Source organism: Cryobacterium sp. SO1, from assembly GCF_004210215.2.
Lineage (GTDB): Bacteria > Actinomycetota > Actinomycetes > Actinomycetales > Microbacteriaceae > Cryobacterium.
Map to the genome: position 1 here is coordinate 3,269,117 of NZ_CP067394.1, position 15,924 is coordinate 3,285,040.

Annotated in this window: 17 protein-coding genes; 4 read left to right on the plus strand and 13 right to left on the minus strand. The window is 61.9% G+C overall.

Annotation, left to right across the window (positions count from 1 at the left end):
• Positions 1-2: 2 nt before the first annotated feature.
• The 11 genes from rpmC to BJQ95_RS15575 all read right to left on the minus strand — a co-directional run bounded on the left by rpmC (position 3) and on the right by BJQ95_RS15575 (position 7,235).
• Positions 3-341: a 50S ribosomal protein L29 gene (gene rpmC, locus BJQ95_RS19440; protein ID WP_130176625.1), complete on the minus strand. Its 339-nt coding sequence runs from the start codon at positions 339-341 to the stop codon at positions 3-5.
• Positions 341-760 (minus strand): 50S ribosomal protein L16, encoded by a 420-nt coding sequence (gene rplP, locus BJQ95_RS15530; protein ID WP_066597622.1) that lies wholly within the window; start codon positions 758-760, stop codon positions 341-343. Before rplP ends, rpmC begins: the two co-directional genes overlap by 1 nt.
• Positions 760-1,524, minus strand: a complete 765-nt coding sequence (gene rpsC, locus BJQ95_RS15535; RefSeq protein WP_066597624.1) for a 30S ribosomal protein S3 — start codon at positions 1,522-1,524, stop codon at positions 760-762. The genes rplP and rpsC overlap by 1 nt, the downstream gene beginning before the upstream one ends.
• Positions 1,524-1,889: a 50S ribosomal protein L22 gene (gene rplV, locus BJQ95_RS15540; RefSeq protein WP_066597626.1), complete on the minus strand. Its 366-nt coding sequence runs from the start codon at positions 1,887-1,889 to the stop codon at positions 1,524-1,526. The genes rpsC and rplV overlap by 1 nt, the downstream gene beginning before the upstream one ends.
• 23 nt (positions 1,890-1,912) lie before the next feature.
• On the minus strand, positions 1,913-2,194 hold the full coding sequence (gene rpsS / locus BJQ95_RS15545) for a 30S ribosomal protein S19 (protein WP_066597628.1): 282 nt from the start codon (positions 2,192-2,194) through the stop codon (positions 1,913-1,915).
• 9 nt (positions 2,195-2,203) lie between these two features.
• Positions 2,204-3,043 carry a 50S ribosomal protein L2 gene (gene rplB / locus BJQ95_RS15550; RefSeq protein WP_104165740.1) on the minus strand — a complete coding sequence of 280 codons (840 nt, stop codon included), beginning with the start codon at positions 3,041-3,043 and terminating at the stop codon, positions 2,204-2,206.
• Between the two features lie 25 nt (positions 3,044-3,068).
• Positions 3,069-3,371: a 50S ribosomal protein L23 gene (gene rplW / locus BJQ95_RS15555; protein WP_130176624.1), complete on the minus strand. Its 303-nt coding sequence runs from the start codon at positions 3,369-3,371 to the stop codon at positions 3,069-3,071.
• Positions 3,371-4,021, minus strand: coding sequence for a 50S ribosomal protein L4 (rplD, locus tag BJQ95_RS15560; protein ID WP_130176623.1), 651 nt, complete (start codon positions 4,019-4,021; stop codon positions 3,371-3,373). The genes rplW and rplD overlap by 1 nt, the downstream gene beginning before the upstream one ends.
• Before the next feature lie 5 nt (positions 4,022-4,026).
• Positions 4,027-4,686, minus strand: coding sequence for a 50S ribosomal protein L3 (gene rplC, locus BJQ95_RS15565; protein ID WP_088457178.1), 660 nt, complete (start codon positions 4,684-4,686; stop codon positions 4,027-4,029).
• Positions 4,687-4,694: 8 nt separating this feature from the next.
• Positions 4,695-5,003, minus strand: coding sequence for a 30S ribosomal protein S10 (rpsJ, locus tag BJQ95_RS15570; RefSeq protein ID WP_035834607.1), 309 nt, complete (start codon positions 5,001-5,003; stop codon positions 4,695-4,697).
• Positions 5,004-5,774: 771 nt separating this feature from the next.
• Positions 5,775-7,235: a sugar transferase gene (locus BJQ95_RS15575; protein WP_130177855.1), complete on the minus strand. Its 1,461-nt coding sequence runs from the start codon at positions 7,233-7,235 to the stop codon at positions 5,775-5,777.
• A 302-nt stretch (positions 7,236-7,537) separates the two neighbouring features.
• Here BJQ95_RS15575 and BJQ95_RS15580 point away from each other — a divergent pair, with 302 nt between their 5' ends.
• Entirely contained in the window at positions 7,538-9,271 is a 1,734-nt protein-coding gene (locus BJQ95_RS15580; protein ID WP_130177854.1) for a DUF4012 domain-containing protein, read from the plus strand.
• A gap of 28 nt (positions 9,272-9,299) precedes the next feature.
• On the opposite strand, the gene BJQ95_RS15585 is transcribed toward BJQ95_RS15580, so the two are convergent.
• Complete coding sequence (locus BJQ95_RS15585; protein WP_130177853.1) at positions 9,300-9,806, minus strand: VanZ family protein; 507 nt, start codon at positions 9,804-9,806, stop codon at positions 9,300-9,302.
• 141 nt (positions 9,807-9,947) lie between these two features.
• Between BJQ95_RS15585 and BJQ95_RS15590 the strand changes: the two genes are divergently transcribed.
• Complete coding sequence (locus tag BJQ95_RS15590) at positions 9,948-11,057, plus strand: glycosyltransferase (RefSeq protein WP_130177852.1); 1,110 nt, start codon at positions 9,948-9,950, stop codon at positions 11,055-11,057.
• A 78-nt stretch (positions 11,058-11,135) separates the two neighbouring features.
• The gene (locus BJQ95_RS15595) at positions 11,136-13,274 is read left to right on the plus strand and encodes a glycosyl hydrolase (protein ID WP_130177851.1); all 2,139 of its coding nucleotides are present in this window, start codon (positions 11,136-11,138) and stop codon (positions 13,272-13,274) included.
• Positions 13,275-13,358: 84 nt separating this feature from the next.
• On the opposite strand, the gene BJQ95_RS15600 is transcribed toward BJQ95_RS15595, so the two are convergent.
• The gene (locus BJQ95_RS15600) at positions 13,359-14,354 is read right to left on the minus strand and encodes a glycosyltransferase family 1 protein (protein ID WP_130177850.1); all 996 of its coding nucleotides are present in this window, start codon (positions 14,352-14,354) and stop codon (positions 13,359-13,361) included.
• A gap of 311 nt (positions 14,355-14,665) precedes the next feature.
• Between BJQ95_RS15600 and BJQ95_RS15605 the strand changes: the two genes are divergently transcribed.
• Positions 14,666-15,778: a glycosyltransferase gene (locus BJQ95_RS15605; protein ID WP_165384935.1), complete on the plus strand. Its 1,113-nt coding sequence runs from the start codon at positions 14,666-14,668 to the stop codon at positions 15,776-15,778.
• Positions 15,779-15,924: the final 146 nt, after the last annotated feature.

The window sequence follows — 15,924 nt, forward strand, 5'->3', positions numbered from 1 at the left end:
GATTAGGCCTCCTTCGTCTCGACGGCGTCAGCAGCGGGAGCATCCGTGGATGCGTCCTTGGCCTTGGCCTTCTTGGTCGTCTTCTTCTCAGCCTTGGCCGGAGCCTCGACTGCGACGGGAGTGGCACGAATGCCCAGCTCGCGCTCACGGAGAACCGTGTAGATGCGTGCAATGTCCCGCTTGACCGCGCGGAGGCGGCCGTGGCTTTCGAGCTGGCCGGTGGCCGACTGGAAGCGCAGGTTGAACAGCTCTTCCTTGGCCTTCTTCAGCTCGTCGAACAGTCGTTCGTTTTCAAAGGTGTCGAGCTCGACTGAGGCGAGCTCCTTGGATCCGATCGCCATTATGCGTCGCCCTCCTCGCGCTTGATGATGCGTGCCTTGAGGGGCAGCTTGTGAATTGCGCGGGTCAGCGCTTCGCGAGCAACGGTGTCAGAGACACCGGAGAGCTCGAAGAGCACGCGGCCCGGCTTGACGTTCGCGACCCACCACTCGACCGAACCCTTACCGGAACCCATGCGGGTTTCGGCAGGCTTCTTGGTCAGCGGGCGGTCCGGGTAGATGTTGATCCAGACCTTGCCGCCACGCTTGATGTGACGCGTCATGGCGATACGAGCGGACTCGATCTGACGGTTGGTCACGTACGCGGGGGTGAGGGCCTGAATGCCATACTCGCCGAACGAAACAGTGGTACCACCGGTTGCGTGGCCGGTACGGCCGGGGTGGTGCTGCTTGCGGTGCTTAACTCTGCGGGGAATCAACATTATTTAGCCTCAACTCCTGCTGCAACCGGAGCCGCGCCCTCTGCGCGAGGCGCACGGCGGGGACGGTCGTCACGACGCTCGGGGCGGGACGACTTAGCGTTGGCCTGCTCACGAGCGAGTTCCTTGTTGGTGATGTCGCCCTTGTAGATCCAGACCTTCACGCCGATGCGGCCGAAGGTGGTCTTGGCTTCGTAGAAGCCGTAGTCGATGTTCGCGCGCAGGGTGTGCAGCGGCACACGGCCTTCGCGGTAGAACTCCGAACGGCTCATCTCAGCGCCACCGAGACGACCGGACACCTGGATGCGAACACCCTTGGCGCCGGCGCGCTGGGCGCCCTGCAGGCCCTTACGCATCGCGCGGCGGAAAGCCACACGAGCGGAGAGCTGCTCTGCGATGCCCTGCGCGACAAGCTGTGCATCCTGCTCGGGGTTCTTGACCTCGAGGATGTTCAGCTGGATCTGCTTGGCGGTGAGCTTTTCAAGGTCGGACCGGATGCGCTCTGCTTCCGCGCCGCGACGACCGATCACGATGCCCGGACGGGCGGTGTGAATGTCGACACGGACACGATCGCGGGTGCGCTCGATCTCGATGCGGGACACGCCGGCGCGGTCGAGGCTGGTGCTCAACAGGCGGCGGATCTTGACGTCTTCAGCGACGAAGTCGCTGTAACGCTGGCCCGGCTTCGTGCTGTCAGAGAACCAACGCGACACGTGGTCGGTCGTGATTCCCAGACGGAAGCCATACGGGTTTACTTTCTGACCCATTACTTCGTACCCTCCTCAGGAGTGGCGAGCACAACAGTGATGTGGCTCGTACGCTTCTTGATCTGGAATGCGCGACCCTGTGCGCGGGCCTGGAAACGCTTGAGCGTCGTGCCCTCGTCGACGAATGCCTGGGAGATGAACAGATCCTGTTCGTCCAGGAACTCGTTCGCAGCATCGGCCTTGACCCGTGCGTTCGCGATGGCCGATTCGACCAGCTTGTACACGGGGTCGGACGCGCCCTGCGGCGCGAACTTGAGAATTCCCAGCGCTTCATGCGCCTGCTTGCCACGAATCAGGTTGACAACGCGACGGGCCTTCTGGGCGGTAACGCGGATGTGACGCACGCGTGCGATCGACTCCACCATTTCTCCTCCTTCACGTCACCGCGTTAGCGGCGACGACCCTTCTTGTCATCCTTCACGTGACCACGGAAGGTGCGGGTGGGGGCAAACTCGCCGAGCTTGTGTCCCACCATGCTCTCGGTGACGAACACCGGGATGTGCTTGCGACCGTCGTGAACCGCGATGGTGTGCCCGAGCATGTCGGGGATGATCATCGAACGGCGCGACCAGGTCTTGATTACGTTCTTGCTTGAGGCTTCATTCGCCTTGACAACCTTGCGAAGCAGGTGGTCGTCAACGAAGGGGCCCTTCTTAAGACTTCTTGGCATCGTCTACTCCTACTTACGCTTCTTGCCGACGGTACGGCGACGAACAATGAGCTTGTCGCTTTCCTTGTTCGGGTGGCGGGTGCGCCCTTCCTTCTGGCCCCAGGGGCTGACGGGGTGACGTCCACCGGACGTCTTACCCTCACCACCACCGTGCGGGTGGTCGACCGGGTTCATGGCAACACCACGAACGGTCGGGCGAACGCCTTTCCAGCGCATCCGGCCGGCCTTGCCCCAGTTGATGTTCGACTGCTCGGCGTTGCCGACCTCGCCGATCGTGGCGCGGCAGCGGGCGTCGACGTTACGGATTTCTCCGGACGGCAGGCGCAGCTGGGCGTAGATGCCATCCTTCGCGACCAGGCGAACCGACACTCCGGCGGAGCGGGCCAGCTTGGCGCCACCACCCGGACGGATCTCGATGGCGTGAATGATGGTACCGGTGGGGATGTTCTTCAGCGGCAGGTTGTTGCCGGGCTTGATGTCAGCACCGGCACCCGACTCGACGATGTCGCCCTGGTTCAGCTTGTTCGGCGCGATGATGTAGCGCTTGGAGCCGTCCAGGAAGTGCAGCAGCGCGATGCGCGCCGTGCGGTTGGGGTCGTACTCGATGTGAGCGACCTTGGCGTTGACGCCGTCTTTGTCGTTGCGCTTGAAGTCGATCACGCGGTACTGGCGCTTGTGGCCACCACCGATGTGACGCGTCGTGATGCGACCCTGGTTGTTACGACCACCGGTCTTGGACAGCGGACGAAGCAGCGACTTCTCGGGCGTCGAACGGGTGATCTCTGCGAAGTCCGCAACAGAAGAACCGCGACGACCGGGGGTCGTGGGCTTGTACTTACGAATAGCCATTTCTTATTCCTCTAGTCCTGGCCGCTTAGCCGACGGCCGTGAAGATGTCGATGGAACCGGACTTGAGCGTGACGATGGCACGCTTGGTGTCCTTGCGCTTACCCATGCCGAACTTGGTCCGGCGAGTCTTGCCGATGCGGTTCATGGTTTTGATCGACGCAACCTCAACCTTGAAGATCTTCTCGATCGCCAGCTTGATTTCGGTCTTGTTCGAGCGCGGGTCCACGATGAAGGTGTACTTGCCTTCGTCGATCAGGCCGTAGCTCTTTTCAGAGACGACCGGAGCGATGATGACGTCGCGGGGGTCCTTTTGAATCGGGGTAGCCATTATGCGGACACCTCTTCCTTCTTGGTCTTGTGCGCCACGAACGCGTCAAACGCGCCCTTGGTGAAGACGATGTCGTCAGAGACGAGAACGTCATAGGCATTCAGCTGGTCCCAGGACAGCACGTGCACCGTCGGGAGGTTGCGGATGCTGCGGAGGGTCAGCTCGTCGGTGCGCTCGAGAACGACCAGCACGTGCTTGCTGCTGGCGATCTGGGTGAGCAGCGTGATGGCGCCCTTGGTGCTGGGCGTCTCGTGCGAGAACAGAGCGGTGACCACGTGAAGACGGTCGCCACGGGCGCGGTCAGAGAGCGAACCCTTGAGCGCGGCGGCAATCATCTTCTTCGGGGTGCGCTGGTCGTAGCTGCGCGGGGTCGGTCCGTGGACGATGCCACCACCGGTCATCTGAGGGGCGCGGATCGAGCCCTGACGAGCGCGACCGGTTCCCTTCTGCTTGAACGGCTTGCGGCCGGCACCGGAAACTTCTCCGCGGCTCTTTACCTTGTGCGTTCCCTGGCGTGCGGCAGCGAGCTGCGCGACAACGACCTGGTGAATCAGCGGGATGTTGGTCTGGACGTCGAAGATTTCGGCGGGCAGCTCAACGGAGCCGGCCTTCTTGCCGTTGGCGTCGATGAGGTCGAGTGCGGTAGCCATAAGAACTACGCTCCCTTCACTGCGGTGCGGACGAATACGAGGCGGCCCTTGGCGCCGGGAACGGCACCCTTGACCAGGATCAGGCCCTTGTCAGCGTCAATCGCGTGAACCTTGAGGTTCAGCACGGTCACGCGCTCGCCACCCATACGACCGGCCATGCGCATGCCCTTGAAGACACGGCTGGGGGTCGAGGAGGCACCGATGGAACCGGGCTTGCGGTGGTTGCGGTGTGAACCGTGCGAAGCGGAAACACCCTTGAAGTTGTGACGCTTCATAACACCGGCGAAGCCCTTGCCCTTGGAGGTGCCCATGACGTCGACCTTGGTGCCGGCAACGAACACACCGTCAACGGTGAGCTCCTGGCCCAGGGTGTAGTCAGCGGCATCCGCGGTGCGGAGCTCGGTAACGTGGCGGCGCGGCGTGACGCCGGCCTTCTCGAAGTGTCCTGCGGACGGCTTGTTCACCTTGCGGGGGTCGATGGCGCCAGAGGCAATCTGGACGCCGGCGTAGCCGTCGATGTCCTTCGTGCGGATCTGGGTGACGACGTTCGGCGAGATCTCGATGACGGTAACGGGAACAAGCTTGTTGTTCTCGTCCCACACCTGAGTCATGCCGAGCTTCTTGCCGAGGAGGCCCTTGGTGGTCTTGGTATCTGCGTACGACATCGCGGGCCCTAGAGCTTGATCTCGATGTTGACGTCGGCCGGGAGGTCGAGACGCATAAGCGAGTCGACGGCCTTCGGCGTCGGGTCAATGATGTCGATCAGACGCTTGTGGGTGCGCATTTCAAAGTGCTCCCGGCTGTCCTTGTACTTGTGAGGGGAACGGATGACACACACCACGTTCTTCTCGGTCGGAAGCGGCACGGGGCCGACAACGGTTGCACCCGCACGGGTGACGGTGTCGACGATCTTGCGCGCCGAGATGTCGATGACCTCGTGGTCATACGACTTAAGTCGAATGCGGATTTTCTGTCCCGCCATGTCGAACTCTCTTTCTTGTCAAGGCTTCTTACATCCCGAGGGCTGCATTGGACGCCGTAGTAGCACTGCTGCGATCGCACCACTGTTCATCTGTCAATTTCGATCCGGCCGGGGATCCGACCTTCTCGAGCCAACTCCCCCAGGTGCGAGACCTGGCGGATGACATGGTTTTACTCACGCATCCAAGAAGTTGATTTAAGCTTCGTTCTGCTACCCGCGGCCTAACTCCGACCCTCAAGGGGCGAGCTATGCACTGCCTGGTAGTGATCCCGGTCTCGCGAGCAGCGCGATCCGAAAGTGTTGAACTAGAAGAGTCTGCCACAGGAATAGGTCATTGTGCAACCCGGGCGTGTCGCGTTGTGCCCCCGCTGGTCGAGCTTGTCGAGACCCGCGTCGTTCCGCGGAACTCAACCCGCTGGTCGAGCTTGTCGAGACCCGCCAGTCGACCCCGCCGAGACCCCTCCACCGACTCGCTGGTCGAACTCCCCATTTCGTTGGTCGAGCCTGTCGAGACCCCTCCGCCGGTCGAGCCCCCCTCCGCTGGTCGAGCCTGTCGAGACCCCGCACCCCACCCGCCGGTCGAGCTCCCCATTTCGTTGGTCGAGCCTGTCGAGACCCCGCACCCCACCCGCTGGTCGAGCTCCCCATTTCGTTGGTCGAGCCTGTCGAGACCCCTCCGCTGGTCGAGCTTCCCCTCCGCTGGTCGAGCCTGTCGAGACCCCTCCGCTGGTCGAGCTTCCCCTCCGCTGGTCGAGCCTGTCGAGACCCCGCCTAAACAGCACCCTCAGGAGTAACCACGGCCCGCACAGTGCGCCACAGAATCAGGATGTCTGCCGTGAGCGACCAGTTCTCCACGTAGTACAGGTCCAGGCGGATACTGTCTTCCCAGCTCAGGTTGGACCGGCCGCTGACCTGCCACAGCCCGCTCATGCCCGGCTTCATGATCAGCCGGCGATGCGCGGCATCGTCGTAGAGCGCCACTTCGGCGGCGCGCTGCGGGCGCGGGCCCACCAGACTCATCTCACCGAACAGCACGTTGAACAGCTGCGGCAGCTCATCAATCGAGTACTTGCGCAGGATCTTTCCGACCGGGGTGATGCGCGGGTCGTTGGTGACCTTGAACAGCGGGGTGTCTGACGTGCCCTGCGCGTCGAGCAGGCTCTCCAGCTGGTCGTCGGCGTCCTGCACCATGGAGCGGAACTTGTACATGCCGAAGGTCGCCCCGTGCCGGCCGATGCGGTCCTGCCGGTACACAATGTTGCCGGGGCTGGAACGCTTCACGGCGACTGCGACCCAGATGAGCCCAGGCGAGCTGACCAAGATGAGCAGTGCGGATCCGACGATGTCGAAGGTGCGCTTGGTTACGCGCTTGACACCCTCGAACTGCGGGTAGCTCACATGGATGAGTGGCAGCCCGGCGACAGGCCGTGAGTGGATGCGTGGACCAGCGATGTCGGTCAGGGCCGGCGCGACAATTAGCTCTACGTCACGGGCCTCGAGCTCCCAGCCCACCCGGCGCATGTCTTCGGGGTCGATGTCGTCGGCGCCGGTCATAATTACTGTGTCCGCGTTTGTCTCGTCCACCGCGGCAAGTAAATCGGTGTAGTCGCCTGCGATCGGAACCCCACATATCGGCCCCTTGCCGAGGCTGCCCTCCCGTGTGAGGGCGCCTACGAGGAGTAGACCCGAACCCGCCGTGCGGGCGATGGTCGTGGCCACATGGGCCGACTTGCGGCGCTCGCCCATGAGCAGCGCACGGGACAGGTAGAAGCCTCTCGCTTGGCGCTTGCGCAACCACTGACGCCAGCGCCATCGCGTGGCGATCAGCAGCATCATGCCGAGTGGCAGCGCCAAGAGGAAGTATCCTCGCGCCACTTCAATCTTGAATAGGAACGCAATGATCGCGAACAGACCGAAAAGACGGACGGTTGCATCGGCCACTCGCTTGTATTCGAGCGTTCCGCTACCGATCACCTTGTGATCCCGGGTAGCGAACACATCGAGCATGATCATCCACGCCACGACCAGAACAACCGACACCGCGGTGTAGGTGGCGCCTACGTTGTACGGGGCGCTCAAAGGCACAGTCGCGAAGCCGAACCAGACCAATTGGGAGCCGAATACGGCGAACAGGACCACCAGGATGTCGCTGGAAAAGAGACGGACCGCATACGCCCGCTGCCAAGACCGCCGGCGCAGCACTCCTGCCGTGCGAGTGTCCCCTATAGCCATGCTTCTCCCCGTGTGCTCCCCCAAAATCCCGACGCTGAGGTGTCAACGAGGCAAGGCGGTTATTCACATAGTTCCATACAGACACGACTTCACAGAACTCTGACAGGCAAGACGCGCGTCCCCCCAGACCACTTGGATCGGCGTCCGGGTATGCACGGCGTCAGTGACTATCGGGACTGCTCGTCTAGGGTGGACCTGTGAATCCACGAGCCTCTAGTCACGCTTCCGCGCGCTCCGCGCGCGCCAGTGCGCGCCACGATCGACGCAGTTCCAGTACCAAACGACGAGTCAAAGTGGGGCTCGTGGTCGCCGGAATTGTCGTCCTTTGCGGGGCGACATGGCTGGCCACCCGCGTGCTCGTTGTGAAAACTGATCTCGAAGCGTCCCAGCAGCTTGTCACGCAAATGCAGGCGCAGGCACAGGATTTTGACCTCGTCGCTTTAGCGGCGACGCGCGACGAGCTCGAAGCACGCTCGTCAAGCGCGGCGAACGGCACTCGCGACCTCACCTGGCGCATTGCAGAATTTGTTCCCGTTGTCGGCGGCAACCTCACCGCGGTGCGCTACGTCTCGGAGAGCATTGACGACATCGTCGTGCAGGTCGCATCGCCGGCCGTCGATGTGATTTCCTCCTTCGACCTCAAGACCAGGGATCCAGAAACCGGCGGATTCGATCTCACTCCTATCGTTGAGGCGCGCAAAATTGTGGCCTCGGCGGATACCGTGTTTTCTTCGTCGCTGAAGAAACTTGGGACCGTCAATTCCGGCGCGACGGTGGCGCCCGTAGCCGCTGCTGTTGACAAGCTCAGCGATCTCCTAAGTACGGCCGACGGCGCGGTCACAGAAGTCGCTCCCCTCCTTGATGTCGCAGGCTCTGCCTTGGGTGCTGATGGACCTCGCGATTACCTCCTGGCGTTCCAGAACAACGCCGAAAGTACCGCCCTGGGCGGCAGCGCGGCGGCGTACACCCTGCTGCACGCGGAAAACGGGGCAATCAGTGTCACCGCCCAGGCGAATAGCGGGGATTTCGTTGAAGGAGATCCCGTGGATGTTGGGGTCGACCAGAGCGCCCTGGACCTATACAGCAGCTTCCTCATTGACCACATCAACACTTCCACGAGCCGTCCCGACTTCCCGACCGCGGCCAAGACGATTAGCGCTTTCTGGGAGCGGGATCTGGGCATCAGCGTCGACGGGGTGATTTCGGTCGACCCGATTGCTTTGGCGCTCGTACTGAAAGCGACAGGTCCCGTAAGTCTCGCCTCTGGTGATGAGCTGACGGACAAAAACGCCGTGGGACTACTTACCAATGGGATCTATAAGCGGTACCCCGACAACGAGGACGCCCCAAAGGCAGACGCTTTTTTTGAGGCGGCAGCATCCTCCGTGCTCACGAAGGTCACCAGCGGAGAGTTCGACCTCGTCACCATGCTCAGCTCAGTTTCCACCGGTATCGAATCCGGCAGCATAATGATGTGGAACTCCGATGCCGAGGCGCAAGGTCGACTGGACGGCACCCGAATTCAGGGTGCGCTCCCGATTGCCAACAGTGAAGAAACGGTGGTGGGTGTGTACTACCGCGACACATCGGCTTCCAAGATCGATTACTACCTTGGTACAGCAACCCAGACGACCAGCGACAGGTGCTCTGTTCCCGGTTCTACGACCATCACCACATCCGTGACGCTTACTTCCCGGCTCACGACGGAGGAGGCTGAAGACCTCCCCGAGTATGTCAACAGTAAGAATTTTGGACCGGACATGTTCCGCACCGAGGTCTTTGTCTACGGACCCGTCGGTGCGACTTTGACGGCGGCGCAGGTGGACGCCCAGGGAGCCTCCACGAGGATCAAGCCTGGGGCCACCGATCTCGGTAGGCCGGTCGCCCCGATCGAGGCGGACCTTGCCCCCGGCGAGTCCACGACGGTGTCCGTCACTTTTACTGTCGACTCGGCTGATCTCGGTCCAGTCGCCGTTCGCGGTACGCCGATGATTCACGCCACGGACGTCACGGTCACCGACCCGCAGTGCGGGTAACGTCCGATTAAAGACTGAGACGCATCTCCTAAAGACTGAGACGCATCTCCCAGAGTCGCCTGGCTATCATCTTCTCGTCGCGGTTGTACACAGCGGCCCGCAGCAGAACGGCGAATACCGCGCCGATGAGTGCTCCGATGGAATTTGCCGCGACGTCAGACACCGTGGCGAACCGCGCACTCAGGGCGTATGCCTGCGTCAGCTCGATAGCGACGGAGAGCCCTGGGCAGATGAGCAGGGCCAACCACCACACCCGGACTGGCAGCAACATGCTCACCAGGAATCCGAGCGGAATGAACATGAAGATATTCGCGGTGAACTCGAGTTTGGAGTACCCGAACCACTCGGGGATTCCGTTTCGGTGCAACACCGTGAGAACCCGGTTGATCGACGATGCGAAGCCCTGGTCCAGAGGTGTGGGCCACATCGTCGCCAAGACGACAACCAGCCCGTACGCCAGAACCAGGCCCAGACCCAGTTGCTGCCGTACTCTGCTTCTCGGCGGGCCTTTGTCCGTCATCGTCTTCTGCTCCATTCCGCCATCGTAGATGGGGCGCCCGCCAATCCCCAGCCGGTCAATTGGCAGCGCCCGGCACTCCGGTCTCTATAACGTAGGCTGATTCAGATGGTTCCTTAGACACCAAGGCGGCCAAGACACTTCCGGGGGATCAGCACAATGACAGGCATCGTCGTTCACGAATGGTTAGCCAAACGTGGGGGCTCTGAAAATGTCGTCGAGGAGATCGTCGCGACGTTTCCAGATGCCCAGCTGCAATCGCTTTGGAATGACGCCCCCCAACGGTTCACTGATCTCAGCGTCGCGGAGACCTGGCTGGCCCGCACGCCGTTGCGCAAGTCCAAGGCACTTGCTCTGCCGTTCATGCCGACGACCTGGCGTCATCTGGGCCGCAATGAAGCCGACTGGATCCTCTGCAGCTCGCATCTTTTCTCCCATCACGCCCGGTTCGCCGGCCCGGCCCGTGCCGCCCCCAAACTCGTCTACGCGCACACGCCCGCGCGGTACATCTGGACGCCCGAGCTAGACGCCCGCGGCAATAATGTTCTGGCCAAAGCAGCCCGGATGCCCCTGCAGCGGCTCGACCGCGAGCGTGCGCAAGAGGCCAGAGCCATCGCAGCGAACAGCGAATTCGTTCGCCAACGGATCCAGGGATGTTGGAACCGTGACAGCGTGGTCATTCACCCACCGGTCGATGTCCAGGCCTTTGCCGATGACCCCACCGCACACCTCACCGAGGACGAGGAGCAGATCCTCGACAAGCTCCCCGCCACCTTCCTCCTGGGCGCCTCCCGCTTCATCCCGTACAAGCGCCTCGACCTCGTGGTGTCCCTCGGCGTCGCGTCCGACACGGCTGTAGTTCTGGCCGGCGACGGACCGTCTCTTCCCGACCTGCAGGCGCTAGCCGATCAGCACCCCGGCATGATCACCTTCGTCCTCAAGCCGTCACGCGCACTGCTGAGTGCTCTCTACCGGCGCGCTCTCGCCTACGTCTTCCCCGCTATCGAGGACTTCGGCATCATGCCCGTGGAGGCGATGGCCACCGGAACACCTGTGATCGCACGCGACTTCGGCGGCGCCGCCGAATCTGTGGTCCACGGGGTAACGGGCGTTCATCTGAACGACTTCACCGGCCAGGCCGGCCGGGAAGCCGTGGCACTCGCCGCTGGCTTGCGCCCGGAGGACGCCATCGCTCGCGCTTGGCAATTCGACAAGTCCGTCTTCCGTGCTTCCTTGCGCACATGGGTTGACACCGAAGTTCACGCCTAGTCTTTCCGGCACGGCCCACCACTGGGGCCCTTCCGCCTCGCCTCGCTACACTCCGATTCAATCCCTTCCAGGAGACTAATGACTATCCGCAATCCACTTCGCGGCCAACCTCGCTGGCGCATCATCACCGGCGCCGCCGTGGTTGTCGCCCTCGCCGGCGGAGCAACAGCGTTCACCCTCACCGCCGCCCCCGCGCCGTCTGAATCGGGAGCACTCCCCCCGTCTCCCTCGGAGAGCGCCGTTCCGACACCGACGCCCATTCCTGCACGGGTAGTGCCGCCGACCGCGGATGCAACGGCGTCCTTTGAGGGCTGGTCTCAGGACAATGAGGAGGACACAGCCTCCACCTTCACCGCCGAGGCCGGCGATCCGACCGACGGTGCCATCACGCTGCGCCTATCAAGTGCGAATCCAGCTGACAACCAAACCCGCCGCGCGCTGAGCCAGGTCGTCGCTGTCGCTCCGGCCACCAAATACACCTTCACGGCAGCTATCAAGAGCATGTCCGAGACCGCGGCGAAGCCGCAGGTTGCCGTCGTCATGGGGTCTGAGGGTCAAGAACGCTACGACTTCGCCAGCACGACCACCGCGTGGGACGAACAAACCTGGGCCTACACGACAGGGGCCGCCGAGACATCGCTACCCGTCAGCTTCCTAACGGTTGGTCCGACCACGGACATCTCTATCGATCAGCTCACCATGACTGCCGCTGGCGCTGCTGACAATCTGCTTGTCAACGCCTCATTCGAGTCCTTCGCCGCAGACAACCCCCGCATCACCAACGACTCGCTGATGCTGACGTCGGGTCGTGAAGCGACCCTAGGAGTGTCCTGGCGCGTACCAGGTGCATCCTGGACGATTACCGACGAGACAGGCACGACTGTCACCACTGGTGAGCTCGACCTTCAGCCCGGTCTGGCCGTGGTTTCTTTGCAGGACTTGGATCCCGGTTACTACTCGATCGATATCGTCAACAACGACAACGGGTCGGACAATATTCAGACCTCGCTGGCCGTGGTTGACCCGTTCGCCGAGAATCATCCTGAAACGGACGACCGATTCGGCGTCGGCGTTCATCTGTCCCAGCCGTTCGTCAATTCCGGTCAGGTCGCGGGCGAGATCGGCTTCTCGCACATGCGGACCGACGCGCGATGGCGCACAACGGAGGTCAGCCCCGGAGAGTACGTGTTCCCGGCGCTTGAAGACGGGATGATTCAGGACTACGCCGATCATGGCGTGGAGATGCTTCCCCTCAGCGTGTACAACAATAAGCTCTACGACGGCGGTAAGACACCGAGCACCCCGGAGGGACTCGCCGCCTACGCCGCTTACACCAACGCCGTAGTGGCGCATTATGGCTCCGCCTCGGTTGAGGTCTACAACGAGTTCAACAACCCGCCAATGAACAAGGGCGCGTGTGGACCGACTGCGACCTGCTATATGCCCATGCTCAAGGCCACGGCCGAGCGAGTAAAAGCGGATCACCCGGAAACCCTCATTATTGGGCCATCCATTGCCCGCACTGACGACATCTTCCTGACGGAGCTGTACAAGGCCGGCGGCCTCGACTACCTGGACGCGGTTAGCTGGCACCCATACGACTACTCGCCCGGAATCGGGCCGGAGTTCCTCGAAGCGTCGCTTCAGAACCAGGTCGCCAAGATGAAGGAATACAACGACGGCGTCGCTAAGCCGATATGGATCACGGAATTGGGCTGGTCGACCGCCGGGTACACGGAACAAGAGCAGGCCGACAACCTGGTTCGAGCACAGGCCATTTCGTTGGCTAACGGAGTCGAGCGCTTCTATTGGTACGACCTGGTCAACGACGAAACCGACCTCACCCACCACGAGGGCAACTTCGGGTTGGTTCGCCAGGTGACCGAAGAGGTACCCCTGTTCGCGCCTAAGCCGTCCGCCGTCGCCCAGGCGGTTCTGATCCGGGAGATCGCAGGCAAGCCATACACGTCACGCGACGAGCTGGCAGACACTTCGGTGTACTCGTACGTCTTCGGCACCGGTGCGGAAGCGACCCGGGTCGCCTGGGCTACAACAGTCAAGACCCTTACCTACGCGGCCGACACTGACATCTCGGTCACCGATCAGTTCGGCGCGACCAGCGTCGTCAAGCCCGTGGACGGGCGCATCACCGTCGAAATGACTGGTCAGCCGCGCTTCATCGAAGGCGACGTCTCGGACATGCAGGCGGCTAGCTAGCTGATAGAGGGGATACGAAGGAGGGCCTGCGCAGGTGCGCGGCCCTCCATTGGCGTGTGTATTTCAGTGCCGCGAGGCGTAGTGTCAGGCGCGCCCAATGGCCGCGGAGACCCTCTCCCCCACACCATCCCAGCTATACCGTTCGTTCCACGCGGCAGGCATCACGAGTGGTCCGGCGGCCGATTGTTTCAACAGAGTGTCCATTGCTCTGCCCCATTCCTCCGCGCTTGTGGCGGACTGGACGGTGACCCCTGTGTCTCCACGAATTTCCTGCACGCTTTCACAACCCAACCACGAGGCAACCCTGGTTCCACAGGCCATTGCCTCGAGCACCGGGAGTCCGAAACCCTCGAGAACAGACGGCTGCAAAGCACCGGCCGCCCCCCGGTACAGCGAAGCGAGCTCGTCGTCGCTGACGCCGGTTCGGATGCTCACCTGATCGGCCAGACCGGCTGTCGCCACCGCCGCTTCGGCCTGCTCGACATCCGACGTGACCACAATTAGGCTGTAATCCTGGCGAAGCTCAAGCGCGGCGAACAGGACTTCGATGTTCTTGTGAGGCTTCAGGTTGCCTACATAGAGGAACGTCGCTCGGTCGAACGGCGCTGCTGGTCCGTCCATCGCGAAGGCTTCCGACCTCCCACAACCCACGATGACGATTTCGACGCCGGGCGCATCGACCCACTCCGCTATCGCGCGAGCCGATGTCGCAGACACCGTCATGACCACGCCGGCTCGCTTAATGGCCCTCTTCACAATCTGGTTGTAGTAAATCCTTTTTGCCAATGAATTCTCCGAAGGGATCTGCAGGTGAATCAGGTCATGAATCGTCAGGACCTGGCGCGCGAGCGTCACACCGGCGTTGAAGCCAGGGCTATACAAAACTGCAGATGAGGGCAGCTTCGCGCGTCGAGCACCGAAAACGTCCAAGATCGACGTCGGAGACCCGTTTCCGCCGAGCGCACGCCACGGTACTTCTAGCCGGGCGATAACCTCGGTTGAGAACCGACCGATGCCATGTTCCCCACCCCAGCGCTCGTCAACAATTACGTTCCGCAATATCGCCCCAATCTCAATCACCTGCAAAGCGTTGCGCGCGCGGTGATCCCAGTCAATTCATCTGGCCAGCGTCGTCAACGACTTCGCCACTGCTCAGCGTAACCGAGGCCGAAGGAGGGCTACGGCCTCTCTCGACTCCGCTACCCAAGCACCAATACGAAAGTCGCTAGAATCGCCTTGGGGGAACGACTGGTCGTGGCTGAATGCGCAGTGTGGTTTTGCATTGCGCCGCTTACAGGAACGCAAGATCAGCGCGGCGCTTCGGTCCCCGCCGCTCACTGCGGGATCCGATCGTTCCCATTTCATGCAACCGCGCGAAGGTGTCAATCTCGATGTCAAAGCACCCCCTTAGGGCGCAGCACAAGCTGTCGCTGGCCCGCTACTACCGGGGCGCGCGCTCCGTTCATTTGGAACGCCTCTCAACCTTCACACCCGGCGATTTTTTGTACTTCAAACCGATGTATGACTTCGACGAGACGCTGGCGTCAAAGCTCCCATACGTTCACCACGTCCGCTTCAGTCAGGTTCTGAGTGATGTGCTACGAAAGAAGTACGACGTTCTAGAACTTGCCGAGCCTTACACGCCCAGCGCGCTACCCCAGAACCTGGCAATCACTCTAGCGTCCCACCTGTCCGCGCTCGGCCGGGGCGAACCAACCCGCTTGGTGACTTACGCGATCGAGAACGCAGACCTACCTGCGAAACTCGCAGCCAAAACCCATCTGCCTGAGGCGATTTTTCGTCCGCTCGTGAAATCACTGGTCGGCTTTTGCTTCAACCGGATCGACCGAGTGGTATTCGGTACCCAAGCAGCTGCCGACAACTACTCTGCGTTGTTAGGAGCCACCCGACTCGCCCGGACGTCACCAACCCACACGCTAATCTGGGGCTTGCCCACGAGGGAAGCCCGCATTCAAGATGACCGGCCGTCGATTCAGCTCTTGTTCCTCGGTGCCCTGGATTCCCGGAAGGGCATCACCAAGCTCATGACGGTGTGGGACACAGTCGTCGAGCGGATACCGGACGCCGAGCTTCTGATCCTCGGTAAAGGCCCGCTCGAGGCGAAGGTGACCGACTGGGCGTCGCAACGATCCACAGTGACCTTCGAGGTGGATCCGCCCCGATCGATCATCAGGGACCGTTTGTCAAAGTCCAGGGCGCTGTTCATGCTGTCCCAGCCCTCCCCGCTGTGGAAAGAACAAATCGGGCTTCCAATTTTGGAGGGCCTCGGCTTCGGGCTTGAGATCGTAGCCAGCTCGGAGACGGGGATCTCGCGCTGGCTTACTGATCATGGCCACCAGGTCTTGGCGCCCGACGCACCTAACGCCGACCTAACTGACGCAATAATCCGCGCACTTGAGTCTGGCCGATTGCCTTCGCGGGTCGCCCAAGACCTGCCACAGCTCGATGGCCGGCTCGAAGCCGATCAATGGCTCTACCCTTGACCCGCCTGGGTTAGGGTTCTTGAAATCAGATATCAACTCAGGGGACCGCGTAATCAGTGAACATTGCGTCAATTAGAATGCTCGCTCATCGAAGCGCAGAGAGCGCCTTCGCACTTGGAAATTCCATCACGTGCGCCAACTTGGCG